The organism is Alteromonas sp. Mac1 (assembly GCF_001562125.1).
GTDB lineage: Bacteria > Pseudomonadota > Gammaproteobacteria > Enterobacterales > Alteromonadaceae > Alteromonas > Alteromonas stellipolaris.
On sequence record NZ_CP013932.1, the window covers coordinates 3260912 to 3285379 of the forward strand.

20 protein-coding genes are annotated in these 24468 nt (G+C 42.8%); 5 read left to right on the plus strand and 15 right to left on the minus strand.

The window, feature by feature from the left end; all coding sequences use genetic code 11:
- Nucleotides 1–9 precede the first annotated feature (9 nt).
- Nucleotides 10–498: a WbuC family cupin fold metalloprotein gene (locus tag AV939_RS13980; RefSeq protein ID WP_057790423.1), complete on the minus strand. Its 489-nt coding sequence runs from the start codon at nucleotides 496–498 to the stop codon at nucleotides 10–12.
- Between the two features lie 222 nt (nucleotides 499–720).
- Between AV939_RS13980 and AV939_RS20505 the strand changes: the two genes are divergently transcribed.
- On the plus strand, nucleotides 721–837 hold the full coding sequence (locus tag AV939_RS20505; protein WP_442854555.1) for an IS3 family transposase: 117 nt from the start codon (nucleotides 721–723) through the stop codon (nucleotides 835–837).
- 99 nt (nucleotides 838–936) lie between these two features.
- On the opposite strand, the gene AV939_RS13985 is transcribed toward AV939_RS20505, so the two are convergent.
- From AV939_RS13985 to fdxA, 6 genes are all read right to left on the minus strand, one after another.
- Nucleotides 937–1470, minus strand: coding sequence for a DUF2780 domain-containing protein (locus AV939_RS13985; protein ID WP_057790421.1), 534 nt, complete (start codon nucleotides 1468–1470; stop codon nucleotides 937–939).
- A gap of 179 nt (nucleotides 1471–1649) precedes the next feature.
- Nucleotides 1650–2453, minus strand: a complete 804-nt coding sequence (locus AV939_RS13990) for a transglutaminase-like domain-containing protein (protein ID WP_057790419.1) — start codon at nucleotides 2451–2453, stop codon at nucleotides 1650–1652.
- Entirely contained in the window at nucleotides 2453–3685 is a 1233-nt protein-coding gene (locus AV939_RS13995; protein ID WP_057790417.1) for a hypothetical protein, read from the minus strand. The genes AV939_RS13990 and AV939_RS13995 overlap by 1 nt, the downstream gene beginning before the upstream one ends.
- A 105-nt stretch (nucleotides 3686–3790) precedes the next feature.
- Entirely contained in the window at nucleotides 3791–4798 is a 1008-nt protein-coding gene (ylqF, locus tag AV939_RS14000; protein ID WP_057790414.1) for a ribosome biogenesis GTPase YlqF, read from the minus strand.
- Between the two features lie 178 nt (nucleotides 4799–4976).
- Entirely contained in the window at nucleotides 4977–5789 is an 813-nt protein-coding gene (locus AV939_RS14005; protein ID WP_057796007.1) for a TrmH family RNA methyltransferase, read from the minus strand.
- Between the two features lie 65 nt (nucleotides 5790–5854).
- On the minus strand, nucleotides 5855–6181 hold the full coding sequence (fdxA, locus tag AV939_RS14010) for a ferredoxin FdxA (protein ID WP_013783175.1): 327 nt from the start codon (nucleotides 6179–6181) through the stop codon (nucleotides 5855–5857).
- A 215-nt stretch (nucleotides 6182–6396) separates the two neighbouring features.
- On the opposite strand from fdxA, the gene AV939_RS14015 reads away from it, so the two are divergent.
- Nucleotides 6397–8076 (plus strand): NAD(P)/FAD-dependent oxidoreductase, encoded by a 1680-nt coding sequence (locus AV939_RS14015; protein ID WP_057790412.1) that lies wholly within the window; start codon nucleotides 6397–6399, stop codon nucleotides 8074–8076.
- Between the two features lie 71 nt (nucleotides 8077–8147).
- Here the strand turns inward: AV939_RS14015 and AV939_RS14020 are convergent, their stop codons facing one another.
- The 3 genes from AV939_RS14020 to AV939_RS14030 form a co-directional block, all read right to left on the minus strand.
- Nucleotides 8148–8447 (minus strand): hypothetical protein, encoded by a 300-nt coding sequence (locus tag AV939_RS14020; protein ID WP_057790410.1) that lies wholly within the window; start codon nucleotides 8445–8447, stop codon nucleotides 8148–8150.
- A gap of 8 nt (nucleotides 8448–8455) precedes the next feature.
- Nucleotides 8456–8758, minus strand: a complete 303-nt coding sequence (locus tag AV939_RS14025) for a hypothetical protein (RefSeq protein ID WP_057790409.1) — start codon at nucleotides 8756–8758, stop codon at nucleotides 8456–8458.
- Between the two features lie 177 nt (nucleotides 8759–8935).
- A complete protein-coding gene (locus AV939_RS14030; protein ID WP_057790407.1) occupies nucleotides 8936–12238 on the minus strand; it encodes a PKD domain-containing protein in 3303 nt (1100 codons plus the stop codon).
- A 312-nt stretch (nucleotides 12239–12550) separates the two neighbouring features.
- Between AV939_RS14030 and AV939_RS14035 the strand changes: the two genes are divergently transcribed.
- Complete coding sequence (locus AV939_RS14035; RefSeq protein ID WP_158443227.1) at nucleotides 12551–12904, plus strand: helix-turn-helix transcriptional regulator; 354 nt, start codon at nucleotides 12551–12553, stop codon at nucleotides 12902–12904.
- A 102-nt stretch (nucleotides 12905–13006) separates the two neighbouring features.
- Here AV939_RS14035 and AV939_RS14040 read toward each other — a convergent pair whose 3' ends face one another.
- From AV939_RS14040 to AV939_RS14050, 3 genes are all read right to left on the minus strand, one after another.
- Nucleotides 13007–16336 carry a serine/threonine-protein kinase gene (locus AV939_RS14040; protein WP_057790402.1) on the minus strand — a complete coding sequence of 1110 codons (3330 nt, stop codon included), beginning with the start codon at nucleotides 16334–16336 and terminating at the stop codon, nucleotides 13007–13009.
- A gap of 45 nt (nucleotides 16337–16381) precedes the next feature.
- Nucleotides 16382–16978 (minus strand): ECF-type sigma factor, encoded by a 597-nt coding sequence (locus tag AV939_RS14045; RefSeq protein ID WP_057790400.1) that lies wholly within the window; start codon nucleotides 16976–16978, stop codon nucleotides 16382–16384.
- Between the two features lie 161 nt (nucleotides 16979–17139).
- Nucleotides 17140–19095, minus strand: a complete 1956-nt coding sequence (locus tag AV939_RS14050) for an aminotransferase class I/II-fold pyridoxal phosphate-dependent enzyme (protein ID WP_057790397.1) — start codon at nucleotides 19093–19095, stop codon at nucleotides 17140–17142.
- A gap of 270 nt (nucleotides 19096–19365) precedes the next feature.
- Between AV939_RS14050 and AV939_RS14060 the strand changes: the two genes are divergently transcribed.
- Entirely contained in the window at nucleotides 19366–20022 is a 657-nt protein-coding gene (locus AV939_RS14060; protein WP_057790393.1) for a crotonase/enoyl-CoA hydratase family protein, read from the plus strand.
- A gap of 109 nt (nucleotides 20023–20131) precedes the next feature.
- Here AV939_RS14060 and AV939_RS14065 read toward each other — a convergent pair whose 3' ends face one another.
- Nucleotides 20132–20647 (minus strand): Mpo1 family 2-hydroxy fatty acid dioxygenase, encoded by a 516-nt coding sequence (locus tag AV939_RS14065; RefSeq protein WP_057790391.1) that lies wholly within the window; start codon nucleotides 20645–20647, stop codon nucleotides 20132–20134.
- 271 nt (nucleotides 20648–20918) lie between these two features.
- Between AV939_RS14065 and AV939_RS14070 the strand changes: the two genes are divergently transcribed.
- Entirely contained in the window at nucleotides 20919–21974 is a 1056-nt protein-coding gene (locus AV939_RS14070; RefSeq protein WP_057790389.1) for a hypothetical protein, read from the plus strand.
- Between the two features lie 295 nt (nucleotides 21975–22269).
- On the opposite strand, the gene AV939_RS14075 is transcribed toward AV939_RS14070, so the two are convergent.
- Nucleotides 22270–24282 carry a TonB-dependent receptor gene (locus tag AV939_RS14075; RefSeq protein ID WP_138118209.1) on the minus strand — a complete coding sequence of 671 codons (2013 nt, stop codon included), beginning with the start codon at nucleotides 24280–24282 and terminating at the stop codon, nucleotides 22270–22272.
- Nucleotides 24283–24468 lie beyond the last annotated feature (186 nt).

Below are 24468 nucleotides of genomic sequence, written 5' to 3' on the forward strand. Positions count from 1 at the left end.
CAATAAACGTTAAAACTGCGCACCTAGTTCCGCCCCTTTTAGTTTTTCTAAAAAAGCCGCAACCGCCACCTCGCCTTCTTCAGGCGCCCAACTTGCAAAACCCTTGTCGTCCATGACTTCGTAGGGCCCTTGTTTCACTTCCATAAATACCACTGGCTCAAAACAAACCGTGGCATGCCATACGTTAGGCGGGATCTCTACCCCTACACAATCACCACCAGCGCTTAAGGTTATGCGCTTAGTTAACACAGAATTATCATCGAAAAATAGTAAATCGATACTCCCTTCCACAGCCATAAAAAACTCCCATTTATGCTGTTGGGTATGGCGATGCGGACGAACATAAGAGTCTGGCTCCATTGCAATGAATAGGCGCTGGACTAAATCTTCATAACTTTTATGAACGTTGTGGTTCGCTCTTCGTCTTGGGCTACTTTTCGCACTTTCTTTAAGTGCGTCGCGCTGTTCGTGATTAAAAAGCTGGATATCGTTAAGCATGACACCTTCCTTGTATTGCTTTTTTAACAGGGTTGCCTGTCTTCGACGCCCAAAAGGGCTAAAGGGCTGCACATTTAGATTAACGCGTAGTCCGGTCAACGAGGGCTTCTCGTATTTTGTAGTAGCCTCTACGTTAGCATCGACAGTGTTGAGAAAGCAAAAAGACGAGCATAGTGAAGTGACCCCCAATAGTTGGACTATCCAATTACTGGGGGTCTTTTTATGTCCAAACATCACAGAGCATTTAAGTTAAATCTAGCGCGACTAGCGCATATTAAGCTGAAATTAAAAGGCCTGAGTCCGATACAATATCGAAATCAGGCCTTGGTTGCCGCTTAGAAATGAGTCCAACTTAATGGGGTCACTTCATATTGCTCGCCTTTGTCATTCGGTCACAGTCTGAGCCTTCGGCTCAGCATTTTATGTTAGCCTATTAGCTTAACCGCTGAACTTGCCTAAACCTTCAACCAATAGTGCTTTAATCTCTTGCCCTTGCTCGGTATCAAGGTAAGCTTTTGCACTATTCACAATTTGCATGATTTGCTCAGGTTCTAGGCCTAGCGCCTCAAATTGCTTGTTTAATTCATTCACTGACTTAAAACTATCGCTATAACTTGCGGCTTTATCAAGAATACTGCTTAAACCGCCTTCAGAAGTTACGTTGCTAATATCAGGTACTGAGCCTAATAGAGATTCAAGCCCTGGCAACGAGTTACTTAACTGACTGAACTGGCTAGCTGAAATATTGTCTTTTGCGTAGTTGAAGATAGATGCTAAGCCACCTGTCGCTTGAGATTCAGTAATGCCTACCGCGTCACTGACTGAACGGGTCATGTCAGAAATATTGGGCACCGCTTCAACTTCTTCGGTCATACCAAACAAGCCTTTAAGGGAATCCAACCATCCTTCGGCATGGCTTTGAGGGGCAACGATAAGTCCTGATACTAAAACAAGAGCGTATATTTTCTTCATAATTATTTTTATTGTGAGCAGGGTGCTAAGGGCGCTGCCGACAATCCATCCTTAGTGATTTTAAGAGCCACAATTCTATGCGTATTTAAAATTATCGCAATTAGGCAAAAGGATAAAACTACGCCCTAGCACTTATTCGTACAGGGCTGAGTTATTATTTTAGGGAGGGGCTAATGCGGTTAGGGCTTACTACGAAGAGAGTGAAGTTGCTCTGGCATTAGTACGAAGGCTCTTGCAAGCCCCATCCCATAACCCGGCCCTTCATTGTCTAGTTCAGAGGCTGGCAAATAAAATTGCTGTGTTGCATTTGAGCGATATAAGGCTGAATCTACAATGTGCCATTGTCCATTATGCCAAACTTCAGTCCAAGCGTGTCCAAACGCATTGACATGATCAGTTTGCTCAACAATGACAGTACCAATAATGACTCTTGCAGATAGACCTAAAGAGCGGGCTAGTGCCGCTGTAAGTACCGCATATTCGGTGCAATCACCGCTACGTTGGCTAGCAACCACCGAAGCAATGTTAAAACCGTGAATATAGTTTGGGTCAACGATATAGCCAGCAACAAAGGCTGTAAGATGTTCTAGCTCAAAGGGGAGATCCCCGTAAGCTTGTTGATAGCTAGCAACGAACGCTTTCGTACTGGGCTCACTCAAATCCATAACAAAACTATCTGCGCTATGCTTGTCGTTGGCTGGTTTAACAAAACGAGGCATTGAAGATAAGGTAATCGATAAGCGATTATCGCCCACGTGCTCAGCAGTAACGCCCTGCCAATCTGCTAAATTAGTCGCTAGCTTGGCTGAGTTTGATGATACCAACTCAAAATTAATCTGTTTTGAAAGCGGCAAAGCCTGACCTTCAGCAAGCTCGATACCTATTTCAGCAATAGAGGGCACAGACTGCGCACTTGCTGTATAAGTAAACGCAAAGCCAAATAGTAGGCTCAACCCAATAGATAACCGGCTTGAAAACCGCATTATAATGTTGGGTTCCCTTCAAAATGCATTAACACCATGTCCATCTTGAGCCCACCTTGTTGCATAATACCTTTACTAATGACGCCTTTTTTGTCAGACAACATAGTCATGACCATTGGACCCATGTCAATCTTGATGTTGCCATTTGGATTATCAGCCATCTCGGTGATAACAACCTCAATTGCAGCGGTAGGATCGGCGTCAGCCGTCCACATGTAGAAACTGCCGGAGTTACTGTCTGAGTTGAGTATATTAACTGATTCCAAATAGCTGCCGTAGTTTGATAGTAACCAGTCTTTATGGGCCAGTTCAATTTCTACCGGTTTACCCTGCAGCTCTCCTTTTACCTGCCAAGCATCTTCAACATAATTAATTTCAAAGCTTGATGCCATAGTGCTATTTTCAATGGAGTATTCGCTTGCGTTAATTAAAGAACCATCTGGACTGCTCCAAGAAAAAGCGACAGAGTCTGAACGAGCAATTGATGTTTCATCTACGGGGATCATAAATGCTGTCCCTACTTCAATTTCAACATCGCCTTCGTTATCTTCAATATATTTTTCACGGGTGAACCCCATGGGGATGTCATTTATTAATACTTGATAGGTAGACTTATAGAATTCTGGAGACGGTTGTGCCTCGGTAAATGCGCGTACGAATGACTTAAAAACCGCAACAAACGCGTCCTGATAACCCATTTCATTATGAATGCAGACTTGCAAACTATTATCAGTTTCAGCAGACAGGCCTTTTAAAAGGCCTGATACCTTTTCATCACCCTCACCCAACGTATATAAAGTATCGAGTGAAAGGTAAGGCGTTGCGTCTACTACACCTACATCAATGGCATAGTTAAATTGACCAGAAAGCGTTTTTTCATTCAATGTTTCAACACCCGACAAGCTATATTCTACAATTGAATATAGCGAGTTGGCTGGGCCATCAAATTCATTAAATGCGTAACATTCTACTGGTGAATCGGTACCTATATCGATGGTGTAGTACCACGTACCGTCAGAAGCATCTTGCAAAGTAGCTTGCCCCAACACCGAGCTATTTACTTGGAAATCGGCTATTTCTATAGGTGAAGTGTTAGTGACTTTCGTATCTCTTCCCATTGCCTCTTTGAACCAGCCTGGAAAATCGTTAAGGTTGACTAATTCAACAGCACTTACATTAAACGCTAAAAAACTTGAGAATGATAAAGAGGTAACAATACTGCCTAACTTCATAAATAGTCGTTCCTTGATTATATGTCACTGGTTAGCAAGTGCTCTGCTTGCTCAATTAATTTACAATACGTCTTTTATGCGAATATTTCTATATCCTTTTGCGCGTTACTTCTTGGCGTTTTTCTTCATTCTTATACTTTGTGCTTCACGCTTTTCATTTCGTTTTTCTTTTCTAGCTTTTTTATCTGGCGTGAGCGAGCCATCTTTGAACCTTTGCTTGCGCTTAGCGTTATCAGCCGCTTTCTTTGCTGCCGCTTCTGCTATTTCACGTTTTTCGACTTCAATCATCTCTGGTGTTTCTAGGGTTATTCGGCCTAATTTACCTGATTGCAGTTCATTCAATAACACTTCACATATTTTATGAAGATTAACACGACCGCCAGTCATTATCGCGCCCCGCTTTTTCGCCGCGGCTTCTAAAAACTCGATTTCAGTGTCGGGAATGTCTTCTAATTTGTAATTTGTTTTTAGCACTTCAGGATACGCTTTAATTAGGTAATCGGCAGCGTAAAACCCTACATCATCATATTCCATTGCGGTGTTCTTAACCGCCCCTGAAGACGCTAAACGATATATAGAATTGGGGTTTTCCAGCTTTGGCCATAACACACCTGGGGTATCGAAAAGCACAATGCCATCACCTAAATTAATACGTTGCTGGCTTTTAGTAACCGCTGGCTCGTTACCGGTTTTAGCAATAATACGGTCGGCCAAAATGTTGATAAGCGTAGATTTCCCTACGTTAGGTATTCCCGTGATCATGGCTTTAATCACTTTATGCTGCACGTCTTTATGTGCACAAATGGTTTTAATCAGCCCCATAACTTGTTTACTACTAGCAGGATTATCGCTAGAAGTAGTAAGGGTTTTAACCCCCCGTTCAGATTCCAAGTATGCTTGCCACTGCGCCGTTATTTCGGGGTCGGCCAAATCGTATTTATTGAGAATTTTTATGCACGGCTTATCGCCTCGTAATTTTGCAATCTCTGGGTTTTCGCTTGAAAACGGGATGCGTGCATCTAGCACTTCAATCAGTACATCTACCTGACTAAGCGATTCCTTAATCTCTTTAAGGGCTTTGTGCATGTGCCCAGGAAACCATTGTAAGGCCACTGTTATTATCCTTTTCGGGTGTGATACCAAGCTATTAGCACTTTGCTAATGTCTAGGCTGTTATCAAGCTAATGAGGAACAAGCGAATAACGCTAAGCCGCATTAATTTTTTAATAATGTATTAACTGCATATTGTCGCACTAGGGTGAATATATGATGGAATAGCCTTAGTAAAAGACTAACGGGACAACTCATAAACACACATATTCACGGCGCTGGCTAAGTTAAGCGAATCTATCTTACCACTGCCAGCTATGGTGTATGCCTTGGCATTAAACTGAGAAAGCGCCGCTTTAGGAACGCCGCGGGCCTCATTACCAAATAAGTAGCAATCGAAATCTGAAAACGACGATGTGGTAACGGCTTCACCTGCCATATCTAAATAGGCGAAACGGTTGAAGCGAGTTTGCAATGTATCTAGGCTCACGTCTAATTCAATGGGCACGTGAAATATTGCCCCCATACTCGAACGCACCACTTTAGAATTAAAAGGGTCTACACTGCTAGGGCTCAGTAACAAGGTAAAATTATCGAACCAGGCTAATGTTCTTATTATAGTGCCCAAATTTCCTGGGTCTTGAACTTCGTGCAGATACACGTAACGCTGCTTACCTGTATGTTTAAGCTCTTTCTTCGAAACTTCATTCGACACTTGCTCTAGAGTATCGGCCGCACTAGCTTTTGAGCTAGCTCTACAGCTAGGCAGTGGCACACAGGCAATGATACCTTGCGGCGTTTTAGTATCACTTAGCTGCGACATTTGCTTTTGGTTAACGTTTACAACCGTAAAACCCGAATTAAGGGCCCTCGCCTTCTGTTCAAAGTCATCGGTGATGTAAAGCGTGATAGATTCTGCACTTGGCTTTTCACTAGTATGAGCATTTACCGCCTTAAGAAGCTCCAGTACCAAATGCTCGCCTTCCACTAAATAAAAGCCGAATTGGCCACGGTATTTTTTCTGATGCAGCTTTTTAACATCATCAAGTTTCATCATTTTATTTTTCCGTTTTAGGAGGCGAAGCACACAGGTGCATTTTTGTTTATTAACCGTGCACGCTATTCGTGTTCAAGCAAGGCGAGTTTATCTGGCACACCATTCCATACATCGGCGTCTTCAGGCGGCGCTTTAAGCTCGATGATGTTAGGCCATTTCGCGGCAAGTTCTTCGTTGATGGCCAAATACGGTTTTTGCGCATCAGTGAGGTGTGTGTCTTGAACGATAGCGTCTGCAGGACATTCAGGCACACATAGCGCGCAATCAATACAGATTGCGGGATCTATAGCTAAAAAATTGGGGCCTTCGAAAAATGCATCCACTGGGCAAACGGCCACACAGTCTGTGTATTTACAGTTTATGCAATTGTCTGTCACTACAAAGGTCATTTCCACCCACATGCTTAGGTTATTATTCCAGGGGGCCAAGTTTAAATTAGCCAGTGTAAAACTCAAATTTCTTTTTCCTCTATTATTCTAGGGTAAATAAGCTAATTAACCCACTGCTTAACCCCGATTGCAGCTAGTATTAGTCTTGATGCTGATTTACCATACGCGCGCCCTGACGGAGAGGCCGTCCGGCAAAGCCAAGAGTACCTATTATCATGTTGCGTTTAACCGATATTAAATTACCGCTAGATCACGATGAAGTTGCGATAGAAAACGCAATTTTGCACAAGCTTCAAATCACAAAATCGATGCTACTTGAAACCACGGTATTTAAACGAGGTTACGATGCTCGTAATAATAGAGACATCCAACTTATTTACACCCTTGATGTATCGGTAGAAAACGAAGCTGCGATGCTCGAAAAATTCGCCAAAGATACCAGCGTGCGATTAACCCCTGACATGCGTTATAAGTTTGTTGCCACTGCACCAAGTGATATTACCGACCGTCCAGTGGTGGTTGGTCTTGGGCCTTGCGGTCTATTCGCCGCACTGATTTTGGCACAAATGGGTTTCAAACCCATTGTACTTGAGCGAGGCAAAGCCGTTCGTGAACGTACCAAAGACACCTTTGGTTTTTGGCGTAAACAACCATTAAACCCAGAGTCAAATGTACAATTTGGTGAAGGCGGTGCAGGCACCTTTTCTGACGGTAAGCTATACAGCCAAGTTAAAGATCGCAAGCATTATGGCCGCAAGGTACTAAACGAATTTGTTGCTGCTGGCGCCCCTGAAGAAATTATGTACGTGAGTAAGCCGCATATTGGGACGTTTAAACTGGTGAGCATGGTAGAGAAAATGCGGGAGCAGATCATTTCTCTTGGCGGTGAAATTCGCTTTAGCACGCGGGTAGAACGCTTGGATTTAGACAGCCCTGAAGCGGAGATAAATAGCCTTGAAGCCGATATAAATAGCCCTAGTGCCGATGAAAAAAGCCATAAAATTAAAGGGCTTTTCTTATCTGACGGTAGCTATCTCCCCTGCACCAAGGTAATTATGGCAATAGGCCACAGCGCACGAGATACCTTCCAATCGCTTTATGACCAAGGTGTGTACATAGAAGCTAAACCTTTTTCAATAGGTTTTAGAATTGAACACGAGCAAAGCATGATCGACAGTTGTCGATTTGGCGATAACGCTGGAAACCCTATTTTGGGCGCAGCCGACTACAAGCTCGTACATCACTGTAGAAATGGCCGCACCGTATACAGCTTTTGTATGTGCCCAGGTGGAACTGTCGTGGCAGCGGCATCGGAGCCTGGCCGCGTAGTCACCAATGGCATGAGCCAATACTCTCGCCATGAACGAAACGCCAACAGCGCTATTGTGGTAGGTATAACCCCTGAAAAAGACTACCCAGAACACCCGTTGGCAGGCATAGATCTTCAGCGCAGATTAGAAGAACTGGCTTATAAAGTTGGCGGCGAAAACTACCACGCACCCGCCCAGCTTATTGGCGATTTTTTAGCAGGTAAGCCAAGTGAAGAAGTGGGTGAAGTGAAGCCCTCTTATACCCCAGGTATTACACTGACTGATTTAAGTAAGGTAGTTCCCGATTTTGTTATCGAATCTATCCGCGAAGCCATTCCCGCATTTAACCGTCAAATCAAAGGCTTTGCTAAGGCTGATGGTATGCTCACAGGCGTTGAAACCCGTACATCCTCTCCTGTATGCATTAAACGTGACAAACAATACGAAAGCGTAAATATTGAAGGCTTGTACCCTGCCGGTGAAGGTGCAGGTTATGCCGGAGGCATTTGGTCCGCTGGTATTGATGGCATACGTGTAGCAGAAGCGGTAGCTCTGGCTTTGGTCCCCTCTAATTCTAATAACTAGCACCGAGTCGCATTCGCGACGTGGCTTTTATTAGCAGAATACGGTCAGTTTTGCTGCTGACCGTTAGAGAGTCATTTAAGCAAACCAAATAAACGCCATTTCTTTCGATGCTGTGCCAGCGGAACTCTTACTACCCGCTCGTCAGTATCGCAAGGCTCGACTTTGGCATCCACTTTAACATTTATAAGTTCAAGCGCTAATTGCTGAGCATAAGCTTCATCAACACCACTTACCAAGGTAAAGCGCTCAAGTGAGCTAATGGCTTTAGCCATTTGAATCACCTTCGACAGCGGCAAATCAACCAGAGTACGCAGCACTTTTAGTGCAGACACCGTATCAATATTACTTCCACTTACAATGACTTTATACATAGTTGGCTCTATTCGTCTTCGGTTTCAGATTCTTGCATTTTAGTACTGCTAGAGCTGCTTGAACTGCTTGAACTGCTACTAGCACCTCCACCAATGGCAAGCCCACCCATACCAGCTAGCCCTATGCCTGCTGCACCTAATCCGATTTCACCAATCGTTGCAGCACCAGCCAAGGCGATAGGAACCGTTGCTAATCCAGCGGTAGAAACTATTGCAATCCCAAGCCCTACCATAGCAATACCAACGCCGATTTGCTCCCATTCATAGCCGCCAGCCACTTGATTTAATTCTAATTCAGTGAGTTGTTTCATTTCCTTGCTTTCCTTTTTAAGTATTCAATTAATTCGCTAGTGTTGTCTAGCAAGGAAAGCTTACTAATAGAGGAGAAAGTAAAATACTGATCTTCGGCTTAGTTATCGAGCAGTTTTAACCTTTTATAACAAAAAAGGGCCGTTAGGCCCCTTTAATTATCTGCGTTAATTAAGCAATCAATTGTCACCTAACTGTTCTGCCGTCGCGCGCAAGTTATTTGCGTTTTCAACGAACTGTGCGGCTATTGTCGTATCTTCAAAAAGGTAGTTGAAGTCAATATAATCCCCCTCACCTTCATCAGAAACGAAAACCGAAAACCCAGTCGTACTCAAAGAAAGATACACTCTACCACCCACATCTATGCTTCCATCATCGTTTAATGAGTAGCCAAAACTGTCATCTACTTCTGAGTAAGTGCTGTCGGTGTAGATAACCACATTGGTACCATCAAACTGTAAATAAGTGGCAGACCATTCACCGTTTTGTGATGCGTCTACCAAAACTAGACTCTTATCTTTTAACGAATCAAACGAAGCAACTGAAGTTCCTTCTCTTAACACCGTTTCATAATCATCAGCCTGTTGCTGTGTTTCAAAAAACGGGACTGGCGCGCCTAGATGAGCACCTATTAACACGTCATCAGAAGACAGTAGAAATGCTTGAAGCGCATTCGGCGCCGTAACATCACCTGCCTGTAGAAGAATAGTGTTGTCTGCTGCAACCAAGTAACTTCCACTTTCACTGCCCTGGGGCAATCCTTCGAAGGTTCGAGTATAAGTTTCGTCGGCCTCTAGGCTCAATGTTATAGATGCGTCGTCGACTGTGTACAACCCGTTTTGCTCAACCCCATATATGGTTGTACCCATATAATCTGAGGGTGCCACTAAATTTACAAACGCTTGAGGCGGTAGCGCTGGTAAATGCGGGTGTTCAGGCAGTGTTGCGGTTACAGGACGATTCGCCTGTTTTGACACTCGGCGGTTATCTTGAGTAAAGTAATCAACTATACCATCGAATCCACCGCGGCCATCTTGTTGGCTAAAATCAAATTCGTGCAGATTTGTAATATGATAGGCATCGCCAACTTGGGCAAATATCGACCATGTGCGACTGTTATATAAATAACAATCCGCTGATTCGTCAAAACAACCTGGCCAACTATAGTCAGTAAAGCGGTAGCGGTTTATTTTTAGTTCCCCATTCGCTTCCACTGACCAACTTCCATACATCACCAAAATTTCTTCCGTTGTAATTTTGCCGTCACCGTTATCATCACCCACCTCAATGGTATAGGCCTTTCCATTCGGCCAAAGCTCCCACCAAAATTCATTAAGGCTATCTCCATCAAAAGCGTAACTATAGATACCTGGTACTGATGCCACGTCGAACTTATCTTCATCGGTTATGGTACCTCCAGCATCTACTTTGAATGAGTCACTTTGCCCATCTGACGAGATTCCACTAACCGCATAAAGATTATTGTCGCTGGAGTCTGTAAGTTGCACGTAGGACTGTGTTGTCCCATTGTCAAACGTAATAACTAGCTCGTTAATGTCTGGGTTCAACGCGTAGGGTTGCTTCACCCATGTAAAATCATTATCTACAACACGGGTACTACCTGTTCCATCCTGATTAAATTCGAATGTGTCTGAAGCCCAAGAAAAAGTAAATAAATTGCTGTTATCAGTATCGAATAACGAATCAGTGATGGGGAGCGATAACGCCTTGTTATCGGCACTATCAATAACAATTTCTTTGGCGTTATTTAACGCAATTCCAGTAACTTGCGCTGGTCCATCTATAATATTGTGAATATCTTCCAATTCACCATTGGGGTAATACTTTGAGTAAAGTGACGTCACTTCAAACGTCACTACACCATCTTGCTCACTTAGCGGTAAAAATGTGATTTCATGGTAAGCATATTCAACGTCAACTCTTAGTAAATCCCCATCAACGTTTACAGTTTCAACTTGATAGAAATGATACTCTCCGTATTCAAATTCCAATGTTATTTCATTGTCATCACTAAAGCGCTCAGCTTCAAACGTGCCTAAATAGTTGCTATAAGTAGCCGTCGTATCACTGGTTAACGTAAGTTTTTTGCCTGGGTAGCTAATTAGCGGATTGTAGTAATCAAGCAGAAAGTAGGTGGTAATCGACGAATCTAAATCACTATCTACTAGCTCTGGGTCTGCAATAATTTCTTCGTAGGCTGACTCATAAGCCTCGGTATCTTCAATAGTTTCAATATAGGCTGTGGAAGCTTCTGGATTTTGGGCTAGTGCTAGCGTATCAGCAATACCTTCAGGAAGGGCCAAGCTGGCATCATCGCCCGCTTTATCTATTGCCACTTTAATCGCGGTGGCCAACGCAAATTTCTCTTGTTGTGAAACCCGAAGATTCAGTGCCGTTAGCGTTGCGTCATCGACGATGGGCGCGCCCAGGTTTTCTCGCTGCATTAAACCGGCGTTTGCAGTGGTAACGTTGGTCACATTCACGCCGAAAAAATCATCTTTCGTTACCTCGCCGTCACCGTTAGAGGCTTCATTGAGTGCTTCAACCGACCCCAGCATCGACATAAGTTTAGCTTGCGTTTGCGATCCTACACCACTAGCTACAATAGACACCATTTTATCAGTCGCATCATCATCCACACTCAATGTAGCAGAATAACTTCCATCGCTACCAGCCGTCACTACTTGTTGCTCATCGCCTACATGAATGACTAAGTTTGCATCAATAATCGGGGAATCGGTCACTAGGCCTGTTAGTGTTAAATCAACTGTTTTATGAAGCACATTAACGTTAACCGTTTCAGTCGTCGTCTCACCTTCATCATCTTCTACGGTAAGCACAAAGGATAAGGTTTCATCACTGTCTACTGAAGGTGCAATAAAGGAAAGCGTTGCGGTAGTCGCCCCGCTTAGCTCAACCTCTATACCGCCCGTTTGCATCCACAAATAGCTGGCAATTTCACCGTCGTCTTCAGCTACCGCATCAATAGAGTGAGCCTCTTTCTCTTCTACTTCTTGTGCTGATATTGAGATTGTCGGCGATGCGTTGATGTGAGTAACTGTGACAGACACACTATCTGTGGCAGTCGCCCCAGCATCATCAGTTACAGTCAGTTCGAACGTAAGTGTTTCGGAAGGTTTCACATCTGGGGCGGTAAATTCAGCAGAAGCTTGGTCGGCATTTGTTAACGTCACCGCTACGCCTTCGGTTTGCACCCAATTATAAGATGCAATAGTACCGTCATCATCTACACCACTACCGGAAAGTGTAACCTGCGTATTTTCGTCAACGGTTGCATCCTCGCCGGCTTGAGCGACGGGGGCAACATTAACCACCTCTTCATTAACCGACTCTTCTTCGTTAACAATAACATTTTCTTTGTCATCGTCGTTACAACCTGACAAGGCTAGTACCAGTGACGCAGCGATAATGCTTTTCTTATAATTTGCTCTGATGAACATGAAACACTTCCTTATACTTTTTATTGGTTAAACATTAAACTAAAAAAGCATAAACCTAATCGCCCGCTCCTTTCCTTCCTTAAATCGCGCAACTTGTCCGTCACACAGGTGAAAATTGCTATAGCAAAGCGCCGCAGAACCAAAAACATAAAAAGAATGGTAGAAACGAAAAAATTAAAATTTTTTTTGGAAAAAACCTGCGCATTTTCTTTCTACCGCGATAAGTGGAATAAAAACACAATACCGCCATAGCCAATTTCAAGTAGGTTAACGGCAATGAGGGCAAGTGAGGCAGAACGAAAAATACGGTTCATGGTGAAATTTGAACAACAGCTTAGCTGTGAAATGAATAGAAGAGCGCTAAGTCACGACATGTGTGATATACGGGTAAGTGATATGGCCAACGCCCTAAATATGGATGTGTCGACCCTTAGGCGCTTATGCCAGAAGCACTACGGGAAATCGCCTAAAGCTTGTATAGATACAATGCGTATTGCAGAGGCGAGGAAATTACTCTTAGTGGGTGAAAGACCTTCCACTATTGCCGATAAGCTGGGTTTCTATGAACACAAAACCTTCTCTACCTTGTTCAAAAAATATGAAGGTGTGAGCCCCGCAATTTATACCCAAACCGATAATACGAAGGCCTTCGCGGCAAGCCGCTAACAAGTTGCCGATACGCCTTCGCACCGCTTAATATCACAGGCTAATGACACAAATAATAACACGTGATTATTCGTAGGTGTTTTTAAGTGTTCTTAGATGCTGTTAATGCGGATTAACTACCGTAAATCGCTCATCGGACACAGCCCAATACCCTGAGTCACTGATGATAAGTATTTTATAGGCATTTCCTTGACCATTAAATTGCGCTGGATCTAACCCATACTCTCCCGAGTTGGGTGTCCTACTTGTCACTAAATACCAACGTCGTTTCAACACAGTAGTGATCTGCGCATTGCGTCCGTTGCCAATATTAATAGGGTTGTCGTGAAGTACATATATCCCTACGGCATCGCCTTTTAACGCGGCATTATCCCATTCAATAGTATTACGCTCGCCCACATTATAAACCTCAGAAGCTTCAGGTTTACTTATAGCATCAACGAGTAAACGAGGATTGATGGAATGGGTAATGCCGTTATCTATCGCAGTGCCATTTAGTACACCAAACGAGCCGTCACTGAGTGACCAATAGCCTTGATCGGATACCATCATTACCTTAAAGCCCTGCCCGCCATTTGCCATAAGAAAGAAAGGATCTATCTCTACTTCGCCCGTATTAGGAACTTGCTTAGCAAACATCTGCCAGCGCAAGCCTTGTATGTTTTCAAATGAATCAAACGCTTTGGCTTCAAAATTTAGTTTATGATTGATATACAAAGAAATGCTTTCGCCTTTAAGGGCATCTTTATTCCACTTAAAGGTAAAAGGCGTACCCATTTTAAGGTTATCCCCGTGGGTTGGCGCGGTTACCCCAGCAACTCTTCGATTACTCACTAAGCGATTTTGCCCCTCTAACGCCACCATATGAAGGGTCTTAAAATCAGGTGCTATTAATACCTCTGGGGGCAAAATACTGGCAAGCGTATCGCCATACTCTTTGCTTATGGGAAGCGAGCTCGATGTTGCTAACATTTCGTCAGCTTTTTGCTTCTCTCCCTTAACCGCATACGCCGAAGCCAGGGCTAAGTGTCTTTCGATATCATCGTTTTGAGTATGTGTGAGCCCATATTCAATCGCTAAATCAGTAAATCCTGCACGTAAAGCAGTATGGATAATATAGGCGGTATGTTCACCCAAGGTATCTTTTGCGGCCAATGCTTGAATATCAGCTTGCTTCACCGCAGATCCCAAACCTATTTCACTATTCAATGCCACCAGCGAGAAGAAAAATGAGAAAGAAGCCGCTAAATTTTCGTTGGACGCGCCGTCATTATTTTTCGGCGCTTTTATTTCCGCTGCCTTAATAACCGATAGCGCACTTGTGAAATCATTAACAAGATATAAGGCTATTGCTTGTTTTAACTTTAACCGAGCACAATGGCTTTGTTGTTCACACAAGGCTACCGCAGATTCAATAAAAGACACACTCTGAGCATACATTTTGCCGTAGGCATAATAGTTGTGTTGTTGCTCATAAACTTTTATAAGTTGATTTTCAAACAAGGGCGTTAGTGCAAGGTAAATACTTTGCTGCTTACTAAGTAAAAACTCTACCACAAGTGGGTCGTCTATTAGCGCCGCGGTTTCTAGTAGGTATCCATATAATTGCGCGAGCTCTGGATTGGTTGCATTGTAGGCTTGCTCACCTAATGCCAATGATGATTTCATTCGTGCTGCTGCGCTATTCATATCGCCGGTTTTAGCTAACGCTAATGATTTCATACCTTCAAACCATGCTTTTTGGTGGGTAGGCATATCAGACGGCAAGGGCCCCTCCCCCCTAGTAAGTAACGTTGCAGGCTCGTGTCTAAGCAAAATTTCCCATTGGAATTTTTGCAGCCTAAACTTATCTTCCGGCAACATTTGCTTGTCGAACTTGTTTAGAAGATTCGCTAGCGTATCTAACACTTGCGAGCTTTGTGTTTCGGCGTACTCAATCTGAGCTTTCAGAAATTCGCTTTCAAAGGTACTGGGGTAATCATTATTATGTTTTGTAAGCCACTGCATCGCGCCGTTAACGTCACCACTGTAATACGCTATTTTTGCCTGCATCAATGCACCGCTAGCATCATCCGTATCTAATCGCTCAATAACGTACTTAGCTTTCTCTACGTACCCTAAGTTCAATAGCGCTTGCGATAAGGTGGCCACAATCGATGCGCGGGTTTCGCTATCGCTCAGCGATGTGGAAAACGCGATATCAACACCATGGTTAATAAAGTCAGCGGCACTTAACGCGCCACCGCCTTCTGATTGTGGTGAGTGCGCCAAAAATAACTCGTCGTAAAAAGAAAGTGTCTGCTGTGTTTTCTTAGACTCTTGTATTAACGACTTATTTTGTATAAACAGCGCAGCCGCCCCCAACACCAGCACGCAAGGGATGATTAAGGCCGATAACGCAGTTGCAGGCGAACGTTGAAACCATTTTTTATAGTAATATGGCTTGCTGCTTTTAAACCACTTAAGTGGCCGATTAGCCAATAAACATTCCAGTGCATCGTTAAATTGCTCGGCACTTTGAAAGCGTTCCTTCGGGTCGCTAGATGTAGCTTTTTGAATGACCGCCTCAAATTCAGCATTGGTGGTGTGATGCTGAAACATAAACGCCATCACTTTACCTAGCGCATAGATGTCATCGGTTACCTTTGCTTGGTCGCCACATTGTTGTTGAGGACTTGCAAAATGATTACTGACTGCGGTCAGCTGTTGGTTATCTGGATGGTTTAACGAGTGAGAAATACCAAAGTCGAGTAATTTGGGTTGGTTATTTTCATCCACAATAATATTCGACGGTTTAATATCAGCGTGAATAATACCGCTTTGATGCGCTTCAAACAGCGCACTACAAAGTTTAATCAATATTGTGAGATGTGCACTTGTGCTGCCCGACAAACTTTCTTTTTTTAGTAATGGTGCCTCAGATAGAGGCGCGCCCTCAATATATTCCATGACCAAATAGGGTATATCTTCTTCGGTGACATCGATGGTATAAATTTTAGCTATGTTAGGGTGATTTAAATTGGCTAAATGTTGCGCCTCTCGTTGTATAAAGTTATCACCCGCTAAATCTGCAATAGATGAGTAAACAAACTTAATCGCGACTTTTTGCTCAATTAATCCGTCATTTCGCTGACCTAAATACACTGCCCCCATTCCGCCATGACCAAGCTTCTTCTTCAACAGGTAAGGCCCAACTTGGCTACCTTCTAGAGATTTCGCGTGATTATCATTACACAATAAATCGGCTTGAGCCCCCACTAACTGTGTGAAGCCACTTCGTTGTTGATTCGCATAATGAGCATCGATCAATGCCAAGGTTTCAGCAAATATTGGGGCTTCTTTGGGACATAACTGCGACAAATTTTCGCGCATTTTAGCTTCATCCAACCCAATAAGGTGCTGAAAAAAGAGTAAGGCATTTTCAAACTTCATGAATAGCTCTTATGGTTTAACTGAACAACATTATGGCGGGGTGAACTATGCGGCTTCGCACTGAACTCGAAGGTAGGCTTTCGCCGCCGACAATTCGTTGTAAACCGTAGATTCGCTTAAATTGAGCTGAGAGGTTATTTCGCCTACATTTTGCCCTAGATAATAGTGAAGAAGCGCTATTTGGTAACAACGCTTAGATACATTTTCGAGTGAAGATAACGCATTGTCGAAACTAAGATATAAACCTGAGTCGATAGAAGCGTCGGTTATCTGTAGCATGTCTTCTAAATCGTTAGTGCGTTTTTTCGCAGAGCGCTTTTTAATTTCATCTTGCAGCATCCAGCGCACAAACACCGCGAGAGAAGCATAAAACTGCTGCCTATTTTCAAAGATTTCATCAGGAGCAGTCAGTTTGATAATGACATCGTGAAGGAGTGAGGTGGTATTAGGAAGCTTGTCGAGCAGGCTAAGCGCATTGTCAGACCCCGCTTTTTTGCTAATTTGCTTTTTCACCATGCCTTTTAAATGATAGTAGACAATACTACGAAGCTGATTGGCACTTTTTAAATCGTTATTAATTACCCAAGCGTTTAACACTTCGGTAAATTCGCCGCTTGTATCCCTCAAATGAACATCTTCCATACTGCTGCCTAGCGCATTGGCTAATCACTTTATTTACCAACATAGAAATAATATGGCGATTAGTCAACGCTTAAATGCACTTTATCTTAAGTAATAATTCAAAAACCCTAAACTCAACCACAGTATAATCATTTGTTATTACTAACAATTACTTACACTCATTAATCAGGACATTTAACATAGAGCTCACCATCGTAAAGCCCTTGTATGGTGAGTTTCTGATTAGACAAAGACCGCAAATAGTTAATGTGATCATCCTCTATTAATTGTCCAGGAATAAGCAGTGGAATGCCCGGCGGGTAAGGTGTCACCAACCCAGCGGCAATACGCCCCGCACTGTCTTGCCAATCGATAGACTCCCGCTTCCCGAAAAACGCTTTAGAGGGTAGTTCGACTAAGTTGATGGGCGGAATAGTGGCTGGTATAACACTACGGCTTTTGCTTTTATTCAGCGAAACCTTGCCTTCATCTAGCTTTTTAAGGGCGTTATATAGTCTGACAATTTTAGAGCGCATGCCGCCTAATGTTAGCAATACTAGAATAGTGCTATGAGTAAACTTCTCTATTTCTAACCCCACTTCGTCCATCAAAAATCGATGAATTTCTTGATTCGAATATTCTAATGCAGAAATATCGATAAGAATTTTAAGCGGGTCGTGCCCCGTGTTATCTTGCTCAAAATGGGGAAATACACGCGCAAAGTCTGCTTTTTCTAAAATACGAATTCGGCTAAAACGCGCTACCTGTTGTTTCAACTCTTCTACGTTGGCCAATAATTCGTTAAGTATTTTATAGCCTTCCATTTCTAACTGCTGTCGACACACATCAAGGGATGCCATTAGCTGGTATTTTGGTGATGTACTGGTGTGAATGCTGTAAATCTCTTTAAAGAAATCACGGTCGAAGTCAGGGTCGTTAACGTGAATAAACGAGGCTTGAGAGAACGCCGAGACTACTTTATGTGCTGAATGGGTAACGTAATCAGCACCGGCTTCAATAGCGGAATACTCTCTAAACTGAGGATGAAATAAGGAATAGGCAAACCACGCTTCATCGATAAACACCTTAATGCCGTGTTTGTGCCCTAGTGCCACCACTTGTTTCAAATCAGTAAGCAGGCCATCGTAGGTACATCCCGTCAGCACAATCAGCTTAGCGTCAGTATTCGCTTCAATAACTTCTTTTAACTGCGACAAACGAGGCGGTGAAAATATACCGTAGTCTGGGTTGAACACGCTGTCTAAATACACGGGCATAGCGCGGGCTTGCACAATGCCGTAGTGCACCGACTTATGGCAATTTCTGTCAGCGATGACTTTATCGCCTTCTCGCAGTAAGGTTTGCAGAATAATTTTGTTTGAGGTTGATGAACCATTAGTCACGAAATAAGACTGCCTAACTTCAAAGGTATTGGCGACATTCGCCTGAGCCCTGCCAATAGCGTGAGTACCATCTGAAAGTGAACCGAGGGAGTCAACACTTACTGATAAATCACTCACAAATACATTTCGCCCAAAGAAGCGGTAGAAATCACTGATGTAGGGAGAGTTTCTAAAGCTTGCCCCACCGCTGTGACCTGGCGTATGCCAAGAATCATTCGCTTCTACCACATAGTCTTTATAAGCGGTCCAAAACGGCGTTTCGTTTCTGTCATCAAAATCGTTGATGATGTAACCCAAAATAGATTCCGGATCGGAAATAATATCATTGCGATAGAAAAACGACTCCATGCCACTGGCCTGATTCACAATATCTAAACCCTTTATAGCGTCGCCCAATACATAAACAGGCAACTCTCTGCGGATCGCTTTAATAGCACTAATCACTACTGCATTGTTTTCTAGCTTTGGTTTTTCTTTCTTCTTAGCCTGATTAAGACTTGTGCTCATACTCACTTCATCAAGTAAAACCGTGGTATCCCAGCTAAATACCACAGCCTGTATTTCGCCGTCGTTTCTTACCACATCAAGGGCGCGTGATACTGAAACTGCCTCGACAACGCTCATTTCGATATCCGGTCTGTCGAACAGTTCTATGGTAGAGCGAATACTGTCAGACAGTTGCTCTAATAATTCTTGTGAATCTTCAATGATCAGAATTTTTAATTTTGGAAGCATAGTATGGTTAACGTAAGTAATTAGAAATAAGCTAGAAAAAGAGTGTACGCCTGAATTGCTAAGTTGTCAGCGTACCTGATTCTACGCGCGGAAAAATGCTTTCTTTTAGTAGGGTAAAATGCGTGAATATAGATCACGGGCTCTATCCCACAATCTGCCAAAAACTCAATTATAAGCGAACGCCAATACCCTTCATTATTTAAAAAAACTTGCTTCTTAGCGTCACTAAAAACAAACTCCCCCAATAGTATTAACAATAAAGAGGCAGTGATGGCTTTCGAATTAAAAATTGAAAACAAGGTAGCACTTATTACCTTTGATGACGGGAAAGTAAACGCAGTGGGCTTTACCCTTATTGATGCGTTAAATAACGCATTAGATGAAGCTGAGCAAAAAGCTGATGCAGTAGTAATGTACGGCGGTGCCGATAAGTTTTGCGGCGGCTTCGACCTTTCCGTTATGAAAGCTGAAGATAAAACCGAACAAGTTAAATTAGTGCAAGCAGGTGCCGACTTAATTATACGGCTGTACAGCTATCCTAAACCCCTTATTGTTGCCGCTGAAGGCCATAGTATCGCGCTAGGGGCAATATTCTTGATGGCCGCTGACTTACGTATAGGTAAAGATGGTGACACTAAATATGGTTTAACCGAAACCGCTATCGGCATGGTTTTACCTGCGTTTGGTATGGAACTGGCGAAGTCACGTTTAGCTCCAACTTCTTTAACCGAAGCATTACTTTTTTCGCGCGTATATCCAGGGAAGGAAGCCGTAAAAGTGGGCTATTTGGATGCAGCAGTGCCTCAAGATCAAGTACTTGCTACCGCAATGGGCTATGCTGAAAAACTTAAAATGTTGCCTGCGAAAGCGTTTGCAGAATCGAAGCTACAACTTCGCAAAGAAACGCTATCAAAAATGCGTGGCTAAACAAAAAACTAAAATGGCACCGAAAAGGTGCCATTTTCTGCTCGCGCTGTTTCAATATTTTCGTTAACTAACGAAGCGTGCTTCATTGTGTACCAATTGGGCGTTTTAACTAATGCACTGCACCTGAAGTTTCTTCAATTTTCGCTTGAAGTTCTCCTCGCAAACCCAATTCGAAACCAAGTTCTGCAACCACAAACAACGGCCCAATAGCCAAGCCCATAATATCGTCTACGAAGGCTGGTTTTTTGCCTTCAAAATGATGCCCAACAAATTGTAAAATCCAGCCGCCAACAAAAATACCGATTGAAGCAGATAGCCATAACCATGTTGCGCTCTGCGCTAAAGGCTGTGCGATGTAAAGCAAAGCCCCTGTTAACACCACCATAGTTAAGCCAAGTTTCACATCTAACTTTAAGTAAAATACATTACCTATTACCCACACGAGCAACGCAGGGCTTAGCAATAATGCACCTACAATTGGCGCTGTAACTTCAAAAGCCGGGCGGCTTAACAAGCTTAAAAACGCAAAAACAATAAGGGGAATACCAATGTAATGGGTAAAGATATTACGCTGATCTCTATGGTATTTAGCGTACTCACTTAAATGCTGCTCAAGCGTTTTCATTTAGCTACCTGTAAACTTTTTCTTATACTGGGGAGAGATTATCGAGAAAAAGCACTTCACACTGTCGTAAAGCCGACAATTATTTCAAATTGATAAGTAGTGCATACCATAGTAGGCACCAGAATAGTCGGCACCATTAGGGCGAAGCTCCTAAAAAAGGTTTAATCGCCAAAGCCACTAAAAATTGCCTTATCGCGCAATATAACTTACCTTTTTGAAGACAAAGATAAAACCAAAAATCATTGAGTTATAAATTTTACAAGGATGTTTCATGCGCAAGGCCATTCGCTTTAGGCTACTTTACTTATTATTCGCCGTTGCTACTTACGTTTTAGGCTTCACCTTATTACCAGAAACCATTAGCTCTTCATTCGACCAGATACTTTCTGCTGGCTTCCTGATTGCCTACTTTGTAATACTCCCCGCTGTTTTTTGGTTTTGTGTAATTAAAATCGGTGAGCAGAAAAAATGGAAGATTATTATTCCGTTCAGTATTGCCAGCGTGGTGGCCCGTTATTCCATGCCCGACACTCTTGCTAGTTACTTTGAATTTTTAAGCCTGGTACGCTACCCCATTATCGCCATACTGCTTATTATTGAGTTTGTGGTTATTTATCACGTGGTTTCAATGCTCTGGAAATCAAGAAAGCTTAAAGGTGACCCTCGAATTAACACGTTAATTGACAATATTGATGCGGACGATAAGAAAAGAGAAATAACCTTAATTATGGCCAGCGAGCCGGCTAGCTGGTACTACGCTATTCCTAAGTTTACAAGAAACCATACTGCCACTTTGACCAATTTATCCTTACTCAGCGCCAAACGATGGCACTTCGCTTTAGTACTGTTAGGCTTAATTGCTGTTACGTGGGTATCTTATTCTTTATTAATTTTATGGAGTGAAATTGCCGCCATTATTGTCGCGTCGGTCATTTTCTATTGCATTGTTAGTGTCACGGCGAGTCATCGAATTAGCAGGCGCTTTTCTGTTTATTGTCACAATAATCACCTCATTGTGAATGCCACCTTTTTCAATCTGCTTTTTGTTCCCTTATCGCACCTTAAAGCTTGTGAAGCAGGCGAGTGGAAATGCGACAAAGAGCAATTAAAAATAGGTCGCGGTACGGCGAATATCAAGCTTACGTTTTCAATCCCCGTTTATTGGTTCACGCTGATGGGTACCTTTTGTGAACGCCCTACCGAAGTCTATTTATGTGTAGATGCACCACATGAACTCGTGAATTCTCTAAATACTGGTTACTTAACAACTGGGGATTTGAGCGCTGGAACAACTAATGACAATATTGATAAATCAGCGTGTGCTTAACGAACACAATACAACGTAGTCAGTAAATCAAGTTGCTAATGCGAAGATGTTTTGAAGCGCTGTCTATTTTAAAAGAAGGTATTTTAAAAAGAAGATACTTTGGTGCGATTTAAGGCGAAAGGGTTTAAGGAGGCTTTTAGTGTGGTTAGTTGCTTAAATAATGCGATATATACTGGGTAAATAAAACAGCCCTCTAGCTTAAATAAGCTAGAGGGCTGTTAAGTATTACGGCTAATTATTACGGTGCTTTTCAGCAGTATTTTTTTACCATGCTATTTTCACCGTATAAACGCTATTACAGAGACGTTTTGAATTCTATGCGAGCAGTCGCACCGTCACCAATAGTCACGTTGTTAATTCCGCCACCAACAAGGTAATTGGTATCAAATACGTTTTCTACATTTAACCTTACATCAACTTGTTTACCCATAATATCAGTACGGTATGTCGCACCTATATCAACACGGCTGTAAGCGTCTTTTAACACAGTATTGGCGTTGTCAGCATAGCGCTCGCCCTGATAAAAGATACCCGCATTTAATGCTAATTTCTCAGTAACTTCGTAGCGGCTCCATAATGAGGCTGACCACTTAGGTGCATCAACCGGCGTGTTACCTTCAAAGTTCTCATCTTTTTCATACTCAGCATCTAAATACATCATAGATGTCATCACAAACCATTTATCGCTTACCGCACCTTGTGCAGCAAGTTCTAGGCCTCTGTGAGTTTGCTTACCAGATTGGGTAGTAACCGTGGTGTAAAGTGGGTCGTTCAATAACTGCTCTGAAATAAGGGTTCCCGTTTTTTCTATATTAAATAGTGCACCATTTAACAATAGACGTTCTGATACTTCCCATTTCGCGCCCAACTCTACTTGCTTTGAAGTAGTTGCATCTAATTCCATACCAAAGTTTTGATCAAGTTCGTCTTCAATGGTTTCACTTGATTGAGGCTCAAACCCTTCTGAGTAGTTCACATAAATCGTGCTGTTCTCTGCTGGGTGATACAACACCCCAACTTTTGGCAATAAAGATTCGTTGTCAGCGCCTTCACGACTCTGCTTATCGAAGCGACCACCAATGGCAACTTGCCATTGATCGTTAAACGTCATCAAATCTTGGAAATACACACCGTAATAATCGTATTCAGTGGTACTTAAGGTTTCATCATTATTGAAGTTTAAATCTGGTTTAGCAGGCTCTGGTTGCCCTACGGTGTAGGTGATTGAATCCCCTCTTTCGATAAGCTGGCCATAATAATAATCCAGTGAGTTTCCGCCAATAAGGATATTGTGCTCAATACCACCAAACGAAACTTCACCATTAAAATCGATAAACGCGGTTTTAAATTGCCAATCATCTGAACGATCGTATGGGTTAGAGGTATAGCTGTTACCAATTTCGTAGTCTGAAGGAAGTCGAGGCGATGATTCAAAACGCTGTCTTTCAAACGATTGCTCGTTGTAACCCACCTTCACTTGCCACTCTGGATTCATGAAATAGGTTAATTTAACCCCTTTGTTTTCAACATGGATATCAGTGAACGCCCACGAGAAGTCGTTAATGGTATTTCTATTACTTATTACGTTAGCATCTTCATCTAACCATGCGCCGGTATCTAAACCTGCTTTATCGTTAGTGCGATCGTAATAAGCATTCACTATTAAGCTGTCGTTAATTTTATGTTCAAGCACCAATGAACCTAGGAAACGATCACGCTCTCTTGTTTCGCCATTTTGATATTCGCGATCGAAATTAACATCCTGCTTTACCAATACCGCGCGATAGCCTGTATCTTCGGTAATCTCGCCACCAGCATCTAGCATAAATCGTGTAGAACCATATTGGTCGGTGTCTGCGCTAACTTCCAATAAACGAGATGCCGTAGGTTGCTTGGTTACCATATTAATAAGCCCACCTGGTGCAGACTGACCATATAGAATACTTGAAGGCCCTTTGATAACCTCTACTCTTGAAAGCGTTTCGATTGGCTGTTGATAGTGAGACCAATGTTGATGTCCGTCACGTAAATAGCCGGTAGAAGAGCTCAATTCAAAGCCACGAGAGCTGAATACTTCACGGTTTCGTTGTTTAGAACCCGGTGACAAACTTGCATCGTTATTGAGTACTTCCCCTAACGTGGTGGCAAGCTGCTCATCAATAATAGTTTCAGGGATTACTGTTACTGCTTGAGAGGTTTCAAGCAATGAGACATTAGCACGCATAGCACCGGAAGCATCACCTACTTTATAGTCGTTAAAATAGGTACCTTTTACCTTGATTACTTCTACTTCGCTTTCGCTTGTCATTGTTTCTTCTGCGTAAGCCGCATTCGATAATGCAATGCCCCCAACGCTCAGACCCAAGCCTAGACCCAAACTTTTGCCTAACTTAAGGCCTAAACGAACTTTTACTGATGTGCGACTAAGTTGCATCTTTGTTTTCCCTTTACACAAAACTGACAGTAGCTTTCAAAAAACGCGATGCTACCACAA

Excerpts from the sequence above, each read along its gene's own strand:
- AV939_RS13980 (WP_057790423.1), bottom strand. The coding sequence starts at position 498 with ATGCTTAACGATATCCAGCTTTTTAATCACGAACAGCGCGACGCACTT.
- AV939_RS20505 (WP_442854555.1), top strand. The coding sequence starts at position 721 with ATGTCCAAACATCACAGAGCATTTAAGTTAAATCTAGCGCGACTAGCG.
- AV939_RS13985 (WP_057790421.1), bottom strand. The coding sequence starts at position 1,470 with ATGAAGAAAATATACGCTCTTGTTTTAGTATCAGGACTTATCGTTGCC.
- AV939_RS13990 (WP_057790419.1), bottom strand. The coding sequence starts at position 2,453 with ATGCGGTTTTCAAGCCGGTTATCTATTGGGTTGAGCCTACTATTTGGC.
- AV939_RS13995 (WP_057790417.1), bottom strand. The coding sequence starts at position 3,685 with ATGAAGTTAGGCAGTATTGTTACCTCTTTATCATTCTCAAGTTTTTTA.
- AV939_RS14005 (WP_057796007.1), bottom strand. The coding sequence starts at position 5,789 with ATGAAACTTGATGATGTTAAAAAGCTGCATCAGAAAAAATACCGTGGC.
- fdxA (WP_013783175.1), bottom strand. The coding sequence starts at position 6,181 with ATGACCTTTGTAGTGACAGACAATTGCATAAACTGTAAATACACAGAC.
- AV939_RS14015 (WP_057790412.1), top strand. The coding sequence starts at position 6,397 with ATGTTGCGTTTAACCGATATTAAATTACCGCTAGATCACGATGAAGTT.
- AV939_RS14020 (WP_057790410.1), bottom strand. The coding sequence starts at position 8,447 with ATGTATAAAGTCATTGTAAGTGGAAGTAATATTGATACGGTGTCTGCA.
- AV939_RS14025 (WP_057790409.1), bottom strand. The coding sequence starts at position 8,758 with ATGAAACAACTCACTGAATTAGAATTAAATCAAGTGGCTGGCGGCTAT.
- AV939_RS14030 (WP_057790407.1), bottom strand. The coding sequence starts at position 12,238 with ATGTTCATCAGAGCAAATTATAAGAAAAGCATTATCGCTGCGTCACTG.
- AV939_RS14035 (WP_158443227.1), top strand. The coding sequence starts at position 12,551 with ATGGTGAAATTTGAACAACAGCTTAGCTGTGAAATGAATAGAAGAGCG.
- AV939_RS14040 (WP_057790402.1), bottom strand. The coding sequence starts at position 16,336 with ATGAAGTTTGAAAATGCCTTACTCTTTTTTCAGCACCTTATTGGGTTG.
- AV939_RS14045 (WP_057790400.1), bottom strand. The coding sequence starts at position 16,978 with ATGGAAGATGTTCATTTGAGGGATACAAGCGGCGAATTTACCGAAGTG.
- AV939_RS14050 (WP_057790397.1), bottom strand. The coding sequence starts at position 19,095 with ATGCTTCCAAAATTAAAAATTCTGATCATTGAAGATTCACAAGAATTA.
- AV939_RS14060 (WP_057790393.1), top strand. The coding sequence starts at position 19,366 with ATGGCTTTCGAATTAAAAATTGAAAACAAGGTAGCACTTATTACCTTT.
- AV939_RS14065 (WP_057790391.1), bottom strand. The coding sequence starts at position 20,647 with ATGAAAACGCTTGAGCAGCATTTAAGTGAGTACGCTAAATACCATAGA.
- AV939_RS14070 (WP_057790389.1), top strand. The coding sequence starts at position 20,919 with ATGCGCAAGGCCATTCGCTTTAGGCTACTTTACTTATTATTCGCCGTT.
- AV939_RS14075 (WP_138118209.1), bottom strand. The coding sequence starts at position 24,282 with ATGACAAGCGAAAGCGAAGTAGAAGTAATCAAGGTAAAAGGTACCTAT.